The organism is Micromonospora fiedleri, from assembly GCF_016774385.1.
GTDB lineage: Bacteria > Actinomycetota > Actinomycetes > Mycobacteriales > Micromonosporaceae > Micromonospora > Micromonospora gifhornensis.
On the sequence record NZ_JAETXL010000017.1, the window covers coordinates 1 to 18,452 of the forward strand.

Annotated in this window: 12 protein-coding genes, 1 pseudogene and 1 CRISPR repeat array; of the genes and pseudogenes, 1 reads left to right on the forward strand and 12 read right to left on the reverse strand. The window is 68.7% G+C overall.

Translation table 11 applies throughout. The annotated features are described in order from the left end of the window. The 8 genes and pseudogenes from JMF97_RS29120 to cas3 form a co-directional block, all read right to left on the reverse strand. Positions 1-318, reverse strand: a pseudogene (locus JMF97_RS29120) (CRISPR-associated endonuclease Cas1); the annotation flags it as partial. After that, positions 279-1,010 carry a type I-E CRISPR-associated protein Cas6/Cse3/CasE gene (cas6e, locus tag JMF97_RS29125; RefSeq protein ID WP_203224454.1) on the reverse strand — a complete coding sequence of 244 codons (732 nt, stop codon included), beginning with the start codon at positions 1,008-1,010 and terminating at the stop codon, positions 279-281. The gene cas6e and the pseudogene JMF97_RS29120, both read right to left, overlap by 40 nt. Then, a complete protein-coding gene (gene cas5e / locus JMF97_RS29130; RefSeq protein WP_203224455.1) occupies positions 1,001-1,750 on the reverse strand; it encodes a type I-E CRISPR-associated protein Cas5/CasD in 750 nt (249 codons plus the stop codon). The genes cas6e and cas5e overlap by 10 nt, the downstream gene beginning before the upstream one ends. Before the next feature lie 5 nt (positions 1,751-1,755). Further along, entirely contained in the window at positions 1,756-2,925 is a 1,170-nt protein-coding gene (gene cas7e / locus JMF97_RS29135) for a type I-E CRISPR-associated protein Cas7/Cse4/CasC (RefSeq protein ID WP_203224456.1), read from the reverse strand. An 11-nt stretch (positions 2,926-2,936) separates the two neighbouring features. Further along, positions 2,937-3,542 carry a type I-E CRISPR-associated protein Cse2/CasB gene (gene casB, locus JMF97_RS29140; RefSeq protein ID WP_203224457.1) on the reverse strand — a complete coding sequence of 202 codons (606 nt, stop codon included), beginning with the start codon at positions 3,540-3,542 and terminating at the stop codon, positions 2,937-2,939. Between the two features lie 12 nt (positions 3,543-3,554). Next, on the reverse strand, positions 3,555-5,135 hold the full coding sequence (casA, locus tag JMF97_RS29145; protein ID WP_203224458.1) for a type I-E CRISPR-associated protein Cse1/CasA: 1,581 nt from the start codon (positions 5,133-5,135) through the stop codon (positions 3,555-3,557). Further along, positions 5,132-5,524 (reverse strand): hypothetical protein, encoded by a 393-nt coding sequence (locus JMF97_RS29150; protein WP_203224459.1) that lies wholly within the window; start codon positions 5,522-5,524, stop codon positions 5,132-5,134. The genes casA and JMF97_RS29150 overlap by 4 nt, the downstream gene beginning before the upstream one ends. Continuing rightward, on the reverse strand, positions 5,524-7,983 hold the full coding sequence (cas3, locus tag JMF97_RS29155; RefSeq protein WP_203224460.1) for a CRISPR-associated helicase Cas3': 2,460 nt from the start codon (positions 7,981-7,983) through the stop codon (positions 5,524-5,526). The genes JMF97_RS29150 and cas3 overlap by 1 nt, the downstream gene beginning before the upstream one ends. 820 nt (positions 7,984-8,803) lie before the next feature. Between cas3 and JMF97_RS29160 the strand changes: the two genes are divergently transcribed. Continuing rightward, complete coding sequence (locus JMF97_RS29160; RefSeq protein ID WP_307817135.1) at positions 8,804-10,312, forward strand: HsdM family class I SAM-dependent methyltransferase; 1,509 nt, start codon at positions 8,804-8,806, stop codon at positions 10,310-10,312. Between the two features lie 239 nt (positions 10,313-10,551). Next, a CRISPR array of direct repeats spans positions 10,552-12,167; the repeat unit is 29 nt; unit sequence CTGCTCCCCGCGCACGCGGGGGTGATCCC. Positions 12,168-12,245: 78 nt separating this feature from the next. Here the strand turns inward: JMF97_RS29160 and JMF97_RS29165 are convergent. The 4 genes from JMF97_RS29165 to JMF97_RS29180 all read right to left on the reverse strand — a co-directional run bounded on the left by JMF97_RS29165 (position 12,246) and on the right by JMF97_RS29180 (position 18,420). Next, positions 12,246-13,229 (reverse strand): hypothetical protein, encoded by a 984-nt coding sequence (locus JMF97_RS29165; protein ID WP_203224461.1) that lies wholly within the window; start codon positions 13,227-13,229, stop codon positions 12,246-12,248. 119 nt (positions 13,230-13,348) lie between these two features. Then, positions 13,349-14,170 carry a thiopeptide-type bacteriocin biosynthesis protein gene (locus tag JMF97_RS29170; RefSeq protein ID WP_203224462.1) on the reverse strand — a complete coding sequence of 274 codons (822 nt, stop codon included), beginning with the start codon at positions 14,168-14,170 and terminating at the stop codon, positions 13,349-13,351. 15 nt (positions 14,171-14,185) lie between these two features. Continuing rightward, positions 14,186-15,409, reverse strand: a complete 1,224-nt coding sequence (locus JMF97_RS29175) for a lanthionine synthetase C family protein (RefSeq protein ID WP_203224463.1) — start codon at positions 15,407-15,409, stop codon at positions 14,186-14,188. Further along, positions 15,406-18,420, reverse strand: a complete 3,015-nt coding sequence (locus tag JMF97_RS29180; protein WP_203224464.1) for a lantibiotic dehydratase — start codon at positions 18,418-18,420, stop codon at positions 15,406-15,408. The genes JMF97_RS29175 and JMF97_RS29180 overlap by 4 nt, the downstream gene beginning before the upstream one ends. Positions 18,421-18,452: the final 32 nt, after the last annotated feature.

Consider the following 18,452-nt stretch of genomic DNA (forward strand, 5'->3'; position numbering starts at 1 on the left):
GCCAACAGCGACGATGACGGCGTGCACCACGCCGTACAGGCAGGCGTGGGCGGCGGACAGTGCCTGGTTGACGGGGTCGCTGCTGGTAAAGTCGTCTGGGTTGTACTCACGGTTGCTCCAGTTCACACCGGTCCGCTTGGCGTGCTCGCGGTAGCTGCGACGTACTCGGGCTCCCTCTTTGCCGCGGAGCTGCTGCATGGTGAGGGCGGTGGTGTCTTCGCCCGGGAAGCGCATCCGATACATTTCCCGCGCGACCTGGAGCCGCCGATCGCGGTGCGTTACCGTGGCGGCCTGGGCGACGAGGAGGCGGCTGAACCGGGTCGGGCGAGGCTGACCAGGCCGCAGCCATAGGCTTTGCCGTGGCCGATTCCTCGCTGTACGGCGGTGCGGAAGGCCTCGGCGTCGGTGACGACAAGGTGGCCCTCGAACCTGACTGGTTCGATCGTGATCGGGCCTTTATCGCCTGGGCGAGCCCGTCCGCTTGCGTCGAGGCAGGGTGACGGCGATACGTCGGGATGACCGTTTTGGGCCGTGGGTACGACGAAGCCGTGCTGGTCACCTTTGCGGATCAGCCATTCGATTTGCTCTTCGGGTTTGCGTCGGGCGATGCGGATGCCGCGGGGGCGTTTGCCGTTCTCAGGCAAGGGGTGGTTTCGGTTGGCGGGGCGTACGACGGTGCGGGTGGGGTTGCCGACGAGGCGGAAGGCGAAGCGTTGTCCTGGGGTGATGGCGTCGAGTAATGGTTGCAGGCTGCGCACCTGGGGTGGTTCGGTGAGGTAGTCGGCGGGAAGTCGACTCCAGTCCGGTTTGGTGCTGCTCTGGATGTACTGGACGAAGCCGCGGTGGATGCTGTCGAGGCGCCACAGGATGGCTTGGGCTTGGCGGGCGGCGGTGGTTTCAGGCAGGTGGGGGTAGCCGGCCATGATGGTGCGGTGCATCTGGCGGATGTCGGCGTGGTCGCGGCGGAAGTCGCGTGAGTAGACGTTGATCGTGAGCTTGCTCAGGTACACGGGGTTTCCTTCGCGGTGATCAGCTCGTCCGTCAGGGGCACGGTTGCGGTGCGGACGGTGCGTGCGGTGTACCGGCGGTCGTTCGGTTGGAACGAGAGGGGGACGTCCAGTCGGACCTCGGCGTCTGGTGCGTCTGCCGGGCAGTCGACGACGGTGCGCAGCGGGGTTCGGGTGGCGAGATGCAGGTTGGCATTGCGGACCTGGTCTCGGTCGTCCAGCCACGGGTGGGTTGTCAGGACGGTGTCGAGCCGGTTGTGGGTCAGCCCGATTCCGGTGAGAGCGTTGTTGCTGGGATTGGCGGCTATGAGGGGGCGTGCGGGTGGGAAGGCGCGTCGGCCGAGGTACAGCGGCCAGACCGGTGCGCGTAGCGCGGCCTCAATCTGGTCCAGGCCAGCGTTCTCGTCGCCTTCGAGCACGACGAGAAAGACGGCGTCGGCGAGGTAGTAGCGGTGGCTGACGGAGTTGCGGTGTCCGCGGCCAGTGGTAGTGGGGATGTCCTGGGTGACCTGGTAGTCGCGTTCGAGGATGCCTTCGCGGTCAACGCGTACGCCCATGCGAAGTTGATTGAGGGCGGTGAGGGATTCAGTGTTGTCGCGGGGGATCCCGAGGGCAGCAGCGAGGAGCCCGATGATGCCTGACTTGCTGGGTTCGCGGCCGGTGTCGCGGATGTTGCCGCGGGATCGGACGCCCCATGACTGCAAGGGTGCGTCGAGGCAGAAGGCGAGTGAGCTGATGGGCACTGCGTTCAGACCTTCGTCGCGGCCAGGGTTCGGCTCACCAGTTCGTGCCGGCTTGGTGCGATCTCGTGGTCGGCGAGGCCTTCCAGGTCGGTAGTGACGGCGGCGGCGATAACCGCCCGGAGGTTGTCGTCGCCGTAGAAGCGGCGGAGGCGGTTGAAGTGTCCGAACAGGGCTCGGGTTGAGGTGACCATGAGGTCATTGGTGTCGACGGGTTGAAGGAACGCGTTGGCCAGGTTCCATGCGCCGGTGTCGCGGACGACGACGAGCAGCGTCTCGGGTGGTGTGAGGGCGGCCATGGAGTTCTGTTTGCCGCTGGGGATCGCGTCGATGAAGGCGTGGAGCCAGGCGCGGGTGGCGCGGGCCATCAGGTCGGTGTCGCCGTGCAGGTTGTCTCTGAGTTGGTTGAGGTGGAGGTTGGCGTATCGGTAGTAGCAGGCGGCGTTGAAGTCGACGGTGCCGATCATGTCGGCGCCGGTCTCGTCATCTGGTTGCAGGTCGTCGACGGCGGTGTAGTAGTCGTACTCGTTGACCACGGCGTGTGTTGAGATGGCGTGGGCGACCTGGGACGCGGCGCTGACGTTGAAGTCCTTGTTGTCTGCGATCATGCGGCCGAAGAGGGCGACGTCTACGACACGGCTGGCGTCGAGGATGCGCTTGGCCTCATCCCGCGTCTTCTTGTCCGGCTTGATCTTGCTCTGCTTGTCGGCCGTGTCGCTCTTGGTGTTGTCGGTCTTCTTCTTTTCGGCTGCTTTGGCTCGTGCTGCGGCGTCGGCGACGAGTCGGTCCCACTCGCGGTCGCAGTAGTCGGCGAGCAGGTTCACCGCGTCGGTACCGACGAAGAGCAGGTATTCGGTGAGGGCGCTTCTGCGCTTGTCGAGCCCGAATCCGAGGGCTAGCAGACCGGATGAAGCGACGGCCACGGCTTCGGCTTCGTCGCGGCCGCGTTCGCCGAGCAGGGTCGCGGTCTTGGTGATGAGCCGTTTGGTGCGGATTCCGGTTTCGTCAGGTTCCAGTCCGTGTCGTTGCAGCAGCAGCCGGGCTGATCTCTTGAGAGATTGGCTGGAGATGCGGCCGCGGAGTTGGCCGCCGAAGGTTGCTGTTTTGGGTTGGCCGACGTCGTCGCGGTTGAGGTTGCTGACGGGAAAGGACTGCAGCAGGTGCAACTCGATGATCATTGTTCTCCTCGTTAGGCGTCGACTGGCTCGACAACAGCGCCGTCGGCTGGCTGCGGGTCGGTGGTGGGGCTGTTCTTGCTGCGCGGTGGACGCGTGGGCTTGTGGTAGTCGCGTGCCCAGCGCAGTCGGATCTGGTGGGCGCGTTCGCGGGATGAGCGCATCTCGACCAGATCGTTGAGCAAGCGGAGGTAGTCGATGGCGATGTCCTCGGTGCGCAGGAGTTGAACGGCTTGGCGCAGGTAGTGGGGCATCGCGGTCGGGTCGAGTGAGAGCAGTTGGGTGAAGCGGCGGGCAGTTGACGGACGTTTGTCGACCAGCGTCTGCATCGCGGTGCCGAGGGTGCGTCCGCGGGCTGTGTTGCCGTGGGGGTGCAACGCGAAGAGGCCGGCGATCAGCAGCCAGAGATCCTGCTCGTCGATGGGTGGTTCGAAGGGGAAGACGACGTCGTACGCCTCGGCTTCCCGGTTGCCACCGGAGAAAGCTCGCCGTAGTCGCGCCAGCGTTTGCCGGGCTTCGCCTGAACGTCGCCGGTTGTCGGAGGTGACGGCGTAGTGCAGGCCGTAGAGGTGGCGGACGAAGGTTTCGCGTCGCTGGTAGATCGGTGGGCGGGCGTCCATGGCTGGTAGCTCCTAGGCGATGTAGCCGGCGAGGTGGCCGTGGTAGGCGGATATCTCGTGGTCGAGCTGTTCGGTGAACCGCCCGTAGCATTCGCCGGCGACTTCGAGGTTGCGGCCCTGTCGTGGAGAACCTTCCGCCCAGCGGACAGCCGCTTGGTCGGCGATCGTACGGATCTGTCTGGCCCACGCCTCGGTAACGGACACCGGCGACGCCGAGGCGCTGAGCGCCTGGGCGAGGGTCCGGAGGAACACGTCGAACGGGTCTGTCAGGCGGGGCCAATACGACAGGTGGAGACTTGATGCCGCCTCGGCACGGAATTGTGCGCGGTGGTCGCGCTCCATCTTGGTCAGGGCACTGCCGACATGGTTGGCCAGCTCGATGCTGTGCCCGATCACGGGCCCAGCGACCGGATAGTCGGCTCTGAGCAGGGCGACGGGCGCGGCGACCGTTTCCTCGAGTACCTGCTCGATCACGGTGCGGTTGTCGTCGAGTTGTTGGCCGAAGACCCGCAGGGTGTAGACCGCGTCGCGGGGGATGATGTCGTTGAGCACCATCTGGGCCACGTGGTCGAGTGCCGCTGGTCGCTGCCAGTGCCGCTCTGCGGCACCGGTCGGGGCGAGCAGGAGTTCCTGGCTGAAGCGCCAGATGCCTCGGTGGGCGTCGAGGCGGACGGATCGCCAGGGGCCGTACCGTGGTTTGGGGGCCTGGCCGCGTTTCGCGCGCCCTTCGCTGATCTTGGGGCGGCGGTAGGCTGCCATCCATTCGTTGTCATGTGGCTCGCCGAGCAGTCGGGTGCCGGGAGTGATGACGACCTGGTCGACGTGAGGGTCGTCGCCGCTGCCCCGGGCTAGCCATACCCGTCGCGATGGCCAGGTGAGCAGGTCGGTCCAGCCCTTCGGGTGCCGAGCGTCGGGTTCGGGTCGGGGTGGGTCGGTTTCCCACGCCGGGCAGTCGTCGGTGTCGGTCGTTCGGGGCAGGCCGTCGTCGGGGCTGTATGGCATCAGGTTCAGCAGCAGCGTCTCCTTGAGAGTGCTGCTCTCGATCAGCACCATGCCCATCCCGTTACCGGGTGCTGCCTGGGACGACTTCTCCTTGGCGTACGGCGTCTTCAGCCCGCCCGGGTCGTAGGCCTGCAGGGTCACCAGCCAGCGGGCAGCCTCGGCCGGGGACAGCCGTACCTGGTCGGTGGCGACGGTGTGGTCAAAGAGGGTGGTGTTGTTGCCGACGGCACGGTAGGGCACCAGTTTCGCCGCGCTGGCGGCGGGGACCTGCGCTACCGCCGGGCATTGGAAGAATGGCCGCTCGTTGTCGAACAGCTCGAACCGGTCGGTGGGCAGCTTCGGGGTGGGTAACGAGTCGGCGCGCCACATGTCGGCCCAGGCTGCGGCGTTGACAGGACCGTAGGCGCGGTGCATCAGGGCCAGGACCATCCGGTGCAGCGCCACGGTCATCGGCGGTGTCTGGCCCAGGATCCGGCGTATCCGATGCGCCTGGGTCAGCAGGGTGACCAGGTCTACCTCGTCGGTGGCGCCGTTGAGCCGGACGACCGGCAGCCAGGGATTCTCGGTCAGGTTGAAACGCACTCCGGTCACCCGTCCTGGTCGTCGCCGTCGTCGTTTGTCTCCGGGTCGCTGATCCGTAGGCCGCCGTGGTCGGAGTAGCGCACGGACAATGCTCCGGCCCGGCCGACGTCGTTCCGAATGACGACGGGTCGGCAATGGGCCAGCCACGGTGAGGCGGCGAAGGCGGGCGGTACCGCGATCGTTCTCAACTCCTCCAGCACGACGGGCAGGTGTCCGTCGTCGGCTCTGACCCGCACTATCGCGTCCATCAGTTCCGACAGCAGGTCGGCAGTGGGTGGCTGATCGACCGAGAGGTCCACCGCGCGACTGCCGGCCACCGGGATCGTGCGGTCGTTTTCGGTACGCAAGACGATGACGTCGACCGAGCTAGGCAGAGCGATTGCCTCATGCTCATCCATCACGGCGATGTCTCCCGTCCTCTCCCGTCCGGTTTGCGGGTCTGGCTGCTGTTCCTCGGATGCCTGGTCAGCTCAAACAGGGCGTCGTCGCGGGTCGGCGCCGGCAGGTAGAGTGCGGTCGCGGTTTTCCGTTCCGCTCGACGGGCCCGGTCGAGCTTGTCGGACGCGGTACGCCATCGCGCGCCCCACTCAGGCGGATAGTGGATGGTGTCCGGATCCGAGTAGACGGCGTCCACGAGCGCAGGTACCTCGTCAGGCATCCGCAACGCTTTCCGGCCGCGCAGCAACGCCCAGGTACGCAGCAGGATCGCATCCTGGTAGATGCGAATGGTGTGCGCGGGCCAACCCGGGCCGGCCGCCGTCTCGGTCACCCCGGTCAAGACCAGGGTGGGTGGGGTGTGCGGGTCGATGGGACGGAACCGGTGTAGCCGTCCGGCGCGCTGGATCAGGCTGTCGATCGGCGCCAAGTCGCTGGCCACCGCGTCGAAGTCCAGGTCGAGGCTCTGCTCCAACACCTGGGTGGCGACGACGATGTATCCCGCGTGTGGGGCGCGCTGCCCATGGCGACCGAACAGCGTCCGCAGTTCCTTCTCGACCGCAGCCCGCCTACCGGCAGGCAGGCCGCCGGTGAGCGACACAATCGTCGGCCGTTGCTCCATAGGCAGCGCTGCGACTGCCTCGTCGAGCAGCGCCACAGTCTGGTCGACTCGCCGTACCAGGTTGTGGATAATCGCCACCCCGTAGCCGGCGCGGGCCTGCTTCAGCGCCCAGGACGCCAGCTCGTCATCGGCGAGGCGGTGCAGGCTGATCCGGCGGGCCGTGTTGATGTCCGACGCGGTGGTCTGTACCGCTTTGGGGACGCCCCGGCCGTCGCACCAGATCGCGTGCGGGTAGCCGAGTGCCGGGACCGGCAGTTCGACGGCGTGTGGGTGCGCTTGCCGGGATCCGGCGTACCAGTGGCGCAGCAACTCCTCCCGTCGTATCCGGGGCAGGGTCGCCGACAGAAGGATCACCGGTACACCCAGCCAGCCGAGCCACCACAGCAGCCGGTCCAGGATCGTCGACATGTAGACCTGATAGCCGTGGACCTCGTCGAGGACGAGGACCCGATTGGAGAGGCCGACCAGTGGCACGGGTGCCCACGCAGAGCGGATTCCGCCCTTGAGGACCCGGTCGACGGTGCCCACCGCGAACGGCGCCAGCAATGAGCGCAGCTGGGTGAACCACTCTCGGACAGTCTCGTCTTGGGCACCATCCGCAGCATCGGTGCCGATGTGTTCCGGTTGGACGACATCCGCGAGGACCGTTGGCGACCGGCGATCAGTCAGATAATCCGCAGCGGCGCCGTGCAGCAACTTCACCGACAGCCCGTGGTCAAGCCCGGTCAGCAGCCGGTCGACCTCGTCGAACATTTGGTTGCTGGTGGCCCGGGTCGGCATCGCGATGAAGAACCCTGCCAGTCGGAGCTGGCAGATCAGGCTGATGGTCGCCTGCAAGGCCGCTTTCGTCTTCCCTTCACCGGTCGGTGCCTCGATCACCAGAACTCCTGGACGCGACACCGCGGCGACCAGACGCTGAACGGCGCCCTGGAGGGGCCGCGGCGCCTGGTCGAACAACGACATGAAGTTGAGGTCCCCAGCGGGCTGCCACTGCGACCAGCCCAGACGCTCGACAACCTGCTCGTGCGCCCGGGATCGAGCGACTCCGACGTACTCCGCCAGGTCGATATCGCTGCCAGCGTGAGTGGCCTTGTTAATCGAGCCTGAAGCGATCCAGTCGCTCACCGTTGTCAGGCCAGCCAGCCCGACTGCCGCCCCGCTGCCGAGCGTCGCCTTCGCCCATGGCGCGGTGCGCGGATCGGGCAGCCCGAGAAGCTGCGCGGTCCGGCAAACCAGCTGCTCCACCCAGCGGGCCCAGATGTGTCCGCCGTGGTCATTGACCGCCAACTCGGCATTGAGGACGACCTGGGGGGAGAAGAACCAGCCGTGATGCCCGCCCAGGGCCTGGGACAGGGTGTGAGCCGTCGTAGACGACGTCCCCCAATCGGTGAGCAGCCGCCGGATGTGGTACGCCGTCAGGATGCCGTGGAACGTGTCGGTACGCCTACCCGACGACCGGACCCTGCTCAACCGGCGCGTCTGCGCTGCTGCCGCCGGAGGAAGAGCGTTTACGACTACGTCCGCCCGGAGTGCTTGGAAGGCCGGGGATAGCTTCCCGAGGTCATGCAGCCCACAAAACAGGCCGACCCACGCGGCTGGCGTCGCGCCCAACGGCTCGAACGCGGCAGCGAACTCGCTCCGGCACGTGGAACTGAGCAACCTGTCGTAGAGCAGCTCGGCAACAGCGGCAGTGTCGATCGTGTGACAGATCAGAGGATGAGGAACCGTCTCCTCTCCCTGCTTGGACTTACCCGCCTTGCCCCAGAAGACCCGTACATCTATTCGCTCGTGCTCAGACACCAACACTCGCCCATCGGCCCGCAGTCGACGACGCCTCTACGGCACTCGGCAGCTATAGCGCCACCTACAACCAGCTGAAGACGCCCGAGAGTGGCCGGTCACACCACGTTTTCCAAGACCCCTGTCAGATAGGCGACTGGCGCCAAAAAACTCAGTGCGGTCTTTCCGCGCTGCTCGACTTGGCCGAACGTCCGTTACGTGACCGGAGCTCGGCCCGAACAGTCAATCCGCCAGCCGCACTGCTCCCCAAGAAGGATCAACATCCGCCGACTCAGCACATCTACCCGAATGGCAACGACGCTCATGCCCGGCAGCCACAGACCGCACCGCCGGCCTCCGGGTCTGCACAGAACTGATCCGGCGTCACGCGCTCTGGGGCGTCATCGCCACCCCCGTCGGCCCGATGCCGCCGACCAATATCGGACTGCACACCTGGGTCCTCAGTCAGCCCGACCCCCAGCAGCCCACGCGCCGCGGACCTCTTCGTCGTCGACGCTACCGCCGCCTCGGCCGACCGGGCCCTCAGCCAGATCACCGGTGCCCCCAGGGCGGCCCACCAGTCCGATCACTACGCCGAACAACCCAGCGTCCACCGCACCTGCCGGCCACCGAAATGCTCGATGACGAAGTCACCTGACCCTACAGCGCTACCAACCGAGGGCCAACGAACTCGCCACCAACCCGAGCCAGATCCTCGCCGACGTCAACGATCTCGAAAACTACTCGACCGCGCCCGGCGCAGCCTCCCAGCCGTACGCCAGACGCCGGCCCGCACCGTCACGCGACGCTTCCCAAACCGACCTCGCCGACCTCATCCGCGGTGATTCTGGCCCTCGTCGGACCAGGCACTCGCACCTTCGACTTCACCAGCGGCACCGGGTCGATCCTGCGGATGGCCGCCGACCAGGCCTTGACACGAGGTACGGCCACCCGCTGCTACGCCCAGGAGATCAGCCCGCAGTACGCCCTGATCACCCTGCTGCGGCTGTGGCTGCTGCACCTGCGCGCCCGACGCAGCATGGACAACGCCGAGCCTCCGGTCGTGCGCGTCGGCGACAGCCTGCTCGCCGACGCGCTGCCCGACCTACGCGCCGACGTCGTCGTGGCGAACTTCCCCTTCGGCATCCACAACTGGGGACACGACCGCCTCGCCTACGACCCCCGCTGGACCTACGGTCTGCCCCCACGCACCGAACCCGAACTCGCCTGGGTGCAACATGCCCTCGCCCACCTCGCACCCAGCGGCACCGCCGTCGTGCTCATGCCACCAGCAGCCGCGTCCCGCCCCGCCGGCCGTCGCGTCCGCACCGAACTTATCCGCCGCGGCGCGCTACGAGCCGTCGTCGCCTTACCCGCCGGACTGATGCCGCCCACCGCCATCGGGCTGCACATCTGGGTGCTCACCCAACCCGACCCAGACCAGCCACCCCCCGGCGACATCCTCGTAGTCGATACCACCACCACCGACCGGCCGCTGACCGAAACCGTACGCGCCGCCTGGAGCGCCTACCGGTCACACGAATACGCCGAGCTGCCTGGCGTCCATCGCACCGTGCCCCTGATCGACATCCTCGACGACCAGGTCGACCTCACCCCACAACGCCACCTTCCGCACGCCAACGACCCCGCCACCGACCCGGCACAGATCATCGCCAAAATCGGCGAATTCGACCACCTGCTCGACCATCTGCGGCGCGGCCTGCCAGCGGTACAACCGGTGCCAGACGGACCGCTCCGCGGCGCCCCGCAGGCCGACGTCGCCGACCTTATTCGGTCGGGCAGCATCACCGTGCACCGCGCCCCCACCCGCAGCCGGTCGACGGGTGTCACCGTCACCGGCATCGTATTGACCGCCGCCGACGTCTTCTCCGGCGGCCCGGCCACCGGCACGGCGACCCGCACCGCAGGCGACGAGCCGGGACCTGAGGTACGCCACGGCGACATCCTCGTCCCCGTCATCGGCCGCAGGATCAGCGCATGGGTAGCCACCCCGGAACAGGTCAGCGCCGAACTCGGACCCGGCATCCAACTGATTCGCATCGACACCACCCGCTTCGACCCGTGGTTCATCGCCGGCGTCATCTCCCGCAGCGACAACCGGCGAATCGCCGGACGCGCCTCCAGCACCGGCAACGGGGCTATACGCATCGACGTCCGGCGGCTGTCCATTCCGGTCGTGGCGCTCGAACAGCAGCACGCGTACGGACACGCCTTCCGCCAACTCATCGAATTCCGCACCACCCTGGAACGAGCATCAGCGACCGGAGTCACACTCGCCCACGAGATCAGCGACGCGCTGACATCAGGCACCCTTGGCCTCACATCCTGATCGACCCCCGATGAAGCTGGGCAGTTCGGCAGCCAGGAGCGACGACCAAACTGGTCGTCCAGAATCGAGCCGCCCGAATCTGCGGCCCTACCACCCGCGATTCGCCCGGTACGCTGCTCCCAGCCGCACATCAACAGGCACGCGCCGCCCTCGCAACACGAGTGTCGAAAGGGCCGATCTTGCGAACCAGAGTGAATGAAATCGGAGTGGTTGATCTATAGCGCTGCAGGTCAAGAAGCCTGCTCCCCGCGCACGCGGGGGTGATCCCATCCAGCGTGAGCTGGCCGAGGAACTGTTGGGCTGCTCCCCGCGCACGCGGGGGTGATCCCGTCAACACCGGACCCGTCTTGTCCTTCGAGTCCTGCTCCCCGCGCACGCGGGGGTGATCCCGGCTGGCACTGGCACGACGTGTACTGCTGGACCTGCTCCCCGCGCACGCGGGGGTGATCCCGGGCTGGACAAGGTGGCCGGCGCCGGGGACCGCTGCTCCCCGCGCACGCGGGGGTGATCCCGTGTTTCCGTGTTCACGCCCTGGGACGCTACTCTGCTCCCCGCGCACGCGGGGGTGATCCCGACATCATGCTCCAGCCGAGGCAGCACGAGTTCTGCTCCCCGCGCACGCGGGGGTGATCCCGCGCAGTCCGTCATCGGCTGGGGCCCGTCGTACTGCTCCCCGCGCACGCGGGGGTGATCCCTGCACCGCGACATCGCCGCCGCCCGCCGCATCCTGCTCCCCGCGCACGCGGGGGTGATCCCTCGGCCAACGTTTACATCGACTCGGGGAACAACTGCTCCCCGCGCACGCGGGGGTGATCCCCGGGAGGAGCCGACGATCACCATCGCCGAGCTCTGCTCCCCGCGCACGCGGGGGTGATCCCGGCATCGACGGCACGGTGGTGGCCTCGCCGGACTGCTCCCCGCGCACGCGGGGGTGATCCGTGGGACATCGTCGGCAACCAGCGGTCCTGGTACTGCTCCCCGCGCACGCGGGGGTGATCCCGCGCTACCCGCCACCCACACGGCGAGGGTCTGCTGCTCCCCGCGCACGCGGGGGTGATCCCGGGATGTGCGTGGGTTTCTGGCTGGCCGCCCACTGCTCCCCGCGCACGCGGGGGTGATCCCCATCATCGCGGGCGCCGCTCTGCTCGTGTCTCCTGCTCCCCGCGCACGCGGGGGTGATCCCGTAGCCGAGGAACGCATCCACGTTGGTGGGGGCTGCTCCCCGCGCACGCGGGGGTGATCCCATGGTGATCCGCTTCGACCCCGGGATCAGCGTCTGCTCCCCGCGCACGCGGGGGTGATCCGAACCCTCTACCCACAACCCCTTGACCCAGAGTCTGCTCCCCGCGCACGCGGGGGTGATCCCATCCACGCGCAGCCGGTGACGGTGGCGGGGACCTGCTCCCCGCGCACGCGGGGGTGATCCCGCGCGGGCGGCCCACCGGTCCCGGGTGCGGTCCTGCTCCCCGCGCACGCGGGGGTGATCCCACCGCTGCCACCGGGCGGTCCCGGCCGAGCAGCTGCTCCCCGCGCACGCGGGGGTGATCCCGACGACTGGAACTGCGTCCACGCCGTGGAGCCCTGCTCCCCGCGCACGCGGGGGTGATCCCCGCCCAGGCGCGTCAGCCTGGTCGCGCAGTTCCTGCTCCCCGCGCACGCGGGGGTGATCCCATTGCAAACATCATCCGCCGATTGGTGGTGCCCTGCTCCCCGCGCACGCGGGGGTGATCCCGGGAACCACCTGCCGGGCAGTGGCCTTGGTGGACTGCTCCGCGCGCACGCGGGGGTGATCCCGCCTGCCGGAGCTGCGCGGTGTTCTCGGCCACCTGCTCCCCGCGCACGCGGGGTGGCGGCCACGCGCACTACCCGCATCCTCCTGGTGACCGACCGGCCATCATCTCAATCTGCCGACAGCCCGCCTTCGAGGAGTTGCCTAATCAGTGAGGCCGGGAGCTGCCCGCCGGCTGGCAGAGCGCCCGCGAGAGCCCGCTATGACCGATTCGGCGAGGTCGAGCGCGCGGAGCAGAGTTCTCAGCTGCGCCGTCGGCATGGTGCCGTGGTCCAAGCCGCATGCTGATACAAGCGCCTTGAGCTGGTTCGCCGGGTGGTGGCGGGTGGCCGCGAGGCAGGTGGGGCGAGTCAGCAGATCGCGTGCGGCGTACCCGTCGCCCGCAGCGTGGTGGATCAGTTCGACGGTAATCTGCTCGGCAGCTGGGTGATCTTGGCCGAGGGTGTCCAACAGGGTGAGGCCGAGCCGGGTGTGGAAGACAGTAAGTCCGGGCTTGGCGGGTCCGAGGGCGTGGTAGGCGGTCAGCGCCCTGGCCTCCTGGTCGTCTGCGAGGTTGGAGTCCGGCATCAGCAGGAGCAGGCAGGCGGTGACGGCGTCTTCCCAGGGTTCGCCGCGTTGGGTGGCGTCTAGCATCGCGCGTGCCTGCCGGTGGCGGCCTGCTACGACGTGGGCGATGACCGCTATCTGCCTGCCGTCGAGCATGCGCTGGCCGACTCCTTTGTACTGGCTCAGGCGGTGGCCGGCTTCGTCCCATTGGCCTGCGGTGGCGAGGGCGTGGGCGCCGGTGCCGAGTAGGACGGTCCATAGCCACGTTCGTGTCTTGGTGTGGGCGCCGGGTGTGTCGGTGAGGCGGGCGGCGGGGATGGTGAGGCTGTCGATCAGAGTGTCGGTGCGGGTGTCGATTGCCTGGAAGAGGGTTTCGAGCAGGGTCCAGGCGGCGGGGCCGTCGCCTGCGCGGATGTGGAGGCGGGCGAGGTTCACGATGGGTTCGAGTGCGTGTTGGGGTTCACTGTCGTGGGCGAGTGCGATGGTGGCGAGCCGGTGGCACCAGGCGCGGGCCAGATCGGGCAGGCCGCAGTCGGAGGCCAGGAGGGCGGCGAGGTTGAAGACTGCGGTCGCTGCGGCCACGTCGCGGTCCTTGCTGGCGAGGTGGGCGCGTTCTTGAAGATCGGCTACGCGCCGGGCCAGGGGCGTGCAGGCGGGCCGGGGCCGGGCGATCAACGGGAACCTGCCGGCAACTGCCGGGTTCATGAGTCACCACCCGGTGTGAGAACGCGCGGCGCTGGGTCCGGGCCGAAGATGATGGTTTTGGCGACATGGGCGAGGGCCGCTTGATGGAGGCCGGGAATGCTGCGGCGGTTCCAGGCGAAGATCACATGGTGAGCCAGTACCGCACGGAGACCGCGCCGCAACCGTCCGGTTTGGTTGAGCCGGTTGAGGGTGTCGCCTGCGGCGGTATGCGCCTCGAACCACGTGCCGGCGGCGGCCAGCGGCGTCCCCTCGCGGGTCAGGCTCGCGGGGTCCACCGTGAGGAGTCGCTGTAAGGACTGCTGGTGGGCGTCGATGAGCGCGGGCGGGGGTCGGTCCCGATGGTCGGCGACGCGTGCCCACACGTCGCCTTGTTCGTACCAGTCGAGGCCCGCCGCTCGCATCATCGCCGCGGAGAGCATGATCGATAGCTCGCGTTGGTGGGCGGCTAGCTGGGCGGTGCTACGGGCAAGTAGGCGGCGGCTGTCGTGGTGCCAGAGCCGGTGGGCGATGTCCATAGCCTCGGGGCCGCCGAACGCGTGGGTTTCGGGTTCGTAGATGCCGGGGACGGCAGCGCGGAAATGGCGGTCGTGCGTGAGCCGTTCCAGCTCGCTGGTCAGGTAGCGGTCGGCGTTGGTCGTGGTGTCGGTGGGGAGGTAGCGCAGCCGCCAGTTGTCTTTGCGTACGTAGAACCAGGTGGTGATGAGGTGGCGGGCTTCGGCTTTGGCCAGGATCGGCGCGAGATGCCTGCTGGCTGTCTGTTCTGCGGCATGGGGGTCAGGGAAGGTGATCGTGGTTTGTCGCCATTCGGGTGCCGTCATCAGTGCTCTCCTCGGTTAGGTGAGGGCGAGGAAGGCGTCCCAGCCGGTGGCCGGCCTGCCGGTGGTGGCGGTGTGGACGGCGAGTGCGGCTCCGGCGGCACCGTTCATCAGCTCCGGATCGCCGCAGGTGTCGGTGGCGAGCTGATTGGAAAGCTCGGTGGCGAGGCCGGGAAGCTGGGCGGTGAGCTGGGTTGAGCGGTGCGGGTTGGTGCTGGTGGTGGCCATGCGGCAGGCCGCTTGGAGGAGTCCGGCTTTGCCGTGACACAGGCCGATCTCAGGAAGCCGGTCACGCTGGCTCTCGTCGGACAGTACGGCGAGCACCGCTGTCTCCGCCTGCTCGTGGCGGGCCTCGTCATGTAGGGCGAGACCGGCGAGTTGTTGAGCGCGGGCGATGCCGGGGGTTCCGTAGCACCAGGAGGGCCGGTGCCGTCGTGGGGTGGTGTCGGGGGTGACGTAGCCGGGCCACCAGGTTCCGGCAGGGTCGTCGTGGCGGTGGTGGTCGGTCCAGTCGCACAGGGCGGTGAGGGCGGTGAGGGCTGCGGGTGTGTCGTGGCCGTGGAGGATGGCGTAGGCGAGCAGGGCGATGACTGCGCTGATGCCGTGGGCAGCGCCGATGTTGCCGTGGCCGTGGGGGAAGTCGGGGTGTGGTGTGCCGCCGAGCCCGGAGGGCAGCCACCACGGCGGCTGGGTGGTGTGGTCGCTGAGGGGTTCGGTGAGGCGGGCGAGGTAGCCGATCAGGTGGTGGCTGACGGGGTGGTCGGGGTGGGCGTGCAGGTGGTAGAGGCCGAGCCCGGTCAGGCCGTGGACGAGGTCGAACTCGCACATGGTCAGTGGTTCGCGGCGGTCAATGCGGGCGTGGGCGGCGGCCAGCCGTTGCCGGGTGAGGGTGATCGTGGCGTCGTTGAGCTTGGCGAAGGCGCGGTGGTAGCCGCCGAGGGGGCGGGCGGTGTGCAGCATGAACGCCAGTGCGGGGGCGCCGTGGAAGGGGTCGGCGTTGCGGCCGATGCTGACCGGCTCGCTGGCTGCGGCGTGTATCCAGCGGTGGGCGGTGGCTTCGTCGCCGTGTCCGGCGACGGCCCGTTCGATGTGCAGCAGGGCGATGCCGGCCGCGCCTGCGGCCAGCGATTGTGGCCGGGTCCGACCGTCGGGTGACGGGCCAACGATGGAAGGGCTGGCGAGTCTCGCGCAGACCGCTGCGAGCGCATCCGATGGGCTGGCGGTGAGGGTTGGGGTGGTCACGGGGTGCTCCTTGTCGTCCAGCTCAGCGCGGCGGCGCGGCCGAGGTGCAGGCAGGCTCGTTCGCTGTCGAGGTCGGGCCCGGCGACGCGGACGTGGTGCAGGTGCAGCAGGTCGGGCAGCAATTCGACCGGCGGGACGGCGCTGATCGTGGGCAGGTTGTCGCGCCAGACGGCCACGGCGTGGCGGCGTTCAGTCCAGCGGTCTATCAGGTTCTCGCCGCCGGGCAGGGACGCCACGGCGGTGGGGTTGTTCCGGTTGGTCAGGTGGATGGCCTGGTCGTAGACGGCTCGTGGGGGTGCTGGCCGGTGTGTGCGGGCATGGGCTATCAGCCATCCCAGGGCATCGTGTGGATCGCCGATGACCGCCGTAACGAGGTCGACCATGCTGGCGGCGGTCAACGCTTGCCAGTTGAGAGTCGGACGTCGCGCGGTGACGGCCGTTTGGGCGAGTGCGGCTGCGGAGTCGGCTGCAAACACGGCGGTCGTCGCCTGGTAGGCGGCCGGGCTGCCGAAGCGGCCGGGCTCGCCGAAGTCGGTGTCCCACTGGACTCGCTGGGTCAGGTCGGCGTCGGCCAGCTCTCGGGTCCAGCCGGTAACGACGTCGATGGGCAGGCCGCAGATCCGTAGTCGTAGGTGTGGCTCGGGGTCGGCGTAGCGCAGGAACCACCACCTGCCCGCACCGGGGAGCCGGGATAGAAGCCTGGGCAGATGGGTGTTCAGGATGGTGGCCTGTTCCTCGGGCCGGGCATAGATCTTCAGGTAATGGTGGTCGCTGCCGGGCAGGCTGCCGTGGGTCCGGATGTCGACCGGAGGGCTGGCGAGGCGGGGCGCTGGTGGCCTCGGGGTGGTGGCAGTCAACGGGATGACGATCTCGTGTGGGTGCCCGCCGATCCAGGCGTCGCCGTCGGGGTTGAGGCGCAGCAGGGCGGTGGGGTTGCGGGTCAGGTGGTCGCGTAGCAGCGCCTGGTGAGCGGGCTCGTTGAGGTCGAGGCCGAGGGTCTGGTCGCCGATACCGAGCGAGACGGCGCTGGGGCAGCCGGTGACGTCGAGCCAGGCGGCGAGCGCCTGGCTCCACCGCCACGCCGGGGCTGTCCGGTCGGGTAGTTCAGCAGCGTTCAGGTGCCACCGCGCGGGGCTCAGGAGGGTCCGGCCGTACCTCAGCGCGGGCAGGAACGGTAAACCTTTGGCCGCTGGCCCCCACTCCAGCGGCGAGCAGCGGGTGGCGAGAGCCACCGGCGCTTCGGCCAGGAAGCGGGCTAGAGGGTGAGCGTGGCGTACGGGCTCGACCGCGTTGACTGCGATCGGCTGCAACGCACGGCGGCGAGAGATCGATACCAGATACAGGCGACGCGCGTCGGCGGTAACGGCGATGTCGTCCAGGCCGATCGTGGCCTGCGACGGCGCGTGGTGTTCACCGACCGGGATCAGATGTGGCAGCAGCTGGGCTGCACGGTTGACATCCAGGCTGACGGTGTAGCGGGTGACAGCCGACAGTTGGGCGGGCAGCGCCCGATCGCAGGCGGTCGGGCTGTCGGCGGCACGCACGGCCATCCGGTGCCGTTCGGTCTCGCTGAACAGGTCCAGGAACCGGCCCGCAGTCGAGAAGGCTTGCGCGGATGCGCGCACCACCGATAGGAGGAAATCGCCCCGCGTGATGGCCTGGAGGGAGTCGGCGTGGACGCGGACGGTGAGTTCGGCGGTGGGCGGGATCTCGGTCGGCGGCGGGCCGGCCAGCGCCTGCAGCGCCGCGTCGTCAAGGACGACCTGGTGTTCGCGGCGCAAGGCGGCCCGCTGCGCCAAGGCGAGCAGTCTACGGTCCCTGTCGGTCAATGCTGCCGAGTCTGTGGCTGGCGTAGCGGTGAAGCCGTCCGGGTAGTCGATACCCACCTGAGCATCGACGGCGTCCAGGACCGGGACGAGGGCGTGCAGGCCGTACCGGTGCAGGAAACGCGCGTGCCAGTCCCGCCATCCCGCGGATGTCGGCCGGGCGAGGCGGGTCAGCGCGGCAGCGGCACGGCACGCCTCGGCCGTTACCGTCGTCGGGACGACGAGGTCGCAGTCCAGGCGCAGATCGATCCCGACCGCATGCTCGGGCTGGACTGCGGCGGCGGCTCTGCCAAGCTCCCGGCGGTGGCCTGCGGCGTCGGACTCGTCCGGTGCGCCGTCGTGTCGGGCCTTCAGGTCGCGCACGCGGCGCAGCTGATCACGGAGAGCACCCACATCGCCGCCTTCGGCTGCGGCGGTCTCCAGCTGAACCAGGAGGTGCGTGAGGGGGTTGGTGTCGGTCGACGGTGTGCGCAGGCTCGTCAACAGCAATCGCTGTGCCACCATCTGGCCGACCAGCCGCTGCGCGCCCTCGCGCGGCACCCCACAGTCGGCCATCAGTTTGCCGGTGAGGTCGGCCCACCGGATCGGCTCAGCCGCCAGCGCCAGAGCCGCGCGGATCACGTCGGTAGCTGTGATGCGCAGATGTGCCGGCGCGCCCTGGGGGTCGCTCGTAGCGGCCCGGTATCCCAGCACGAGCTTCCCCGACCGCTCGACGAGCAGGTTGTTCACGTGTACCAACAGGTGCTGGCGCAGCCGCACGTCGGACTCCAGCCGATCGATGACGGAGGCCAGCCAGGGTGCCCGGAGGCGGGCGACGCGTCGGTGTGCGGTGCCCCAACGGATGCTGCCGGTGCGGCTCGCGGTGGCGGGAGCAACGCCCGCGAACAAGCCGTACGGTGTGGCACGGGTCGTGGCGCGTAGCAGATAGCGCATGACCGAGAGCACGACCCGGCGGGCGTCGGCCTGCCGCAGGCCGCCGTTGATGGTCGCGGTGACGCGCTCGGCGAGGTCCGGCGACGCGTGGGTCAAGGCCGTCGCGAACCCCGGAACCGTCAACGTCTCGCTGAGCCATGCCCGCCAATTGGCCGCCGCGTCGCTGCTGGTCAGGTCAGGCCATGCGCCGAGCTGGCCGGGGCGAAGTAGAGCTGCCCGCAGCATCAAGGCGTCGTTCACGCTGCGATACACACCAACCTCCCCTGAGGCGTGCTCATCTGTTG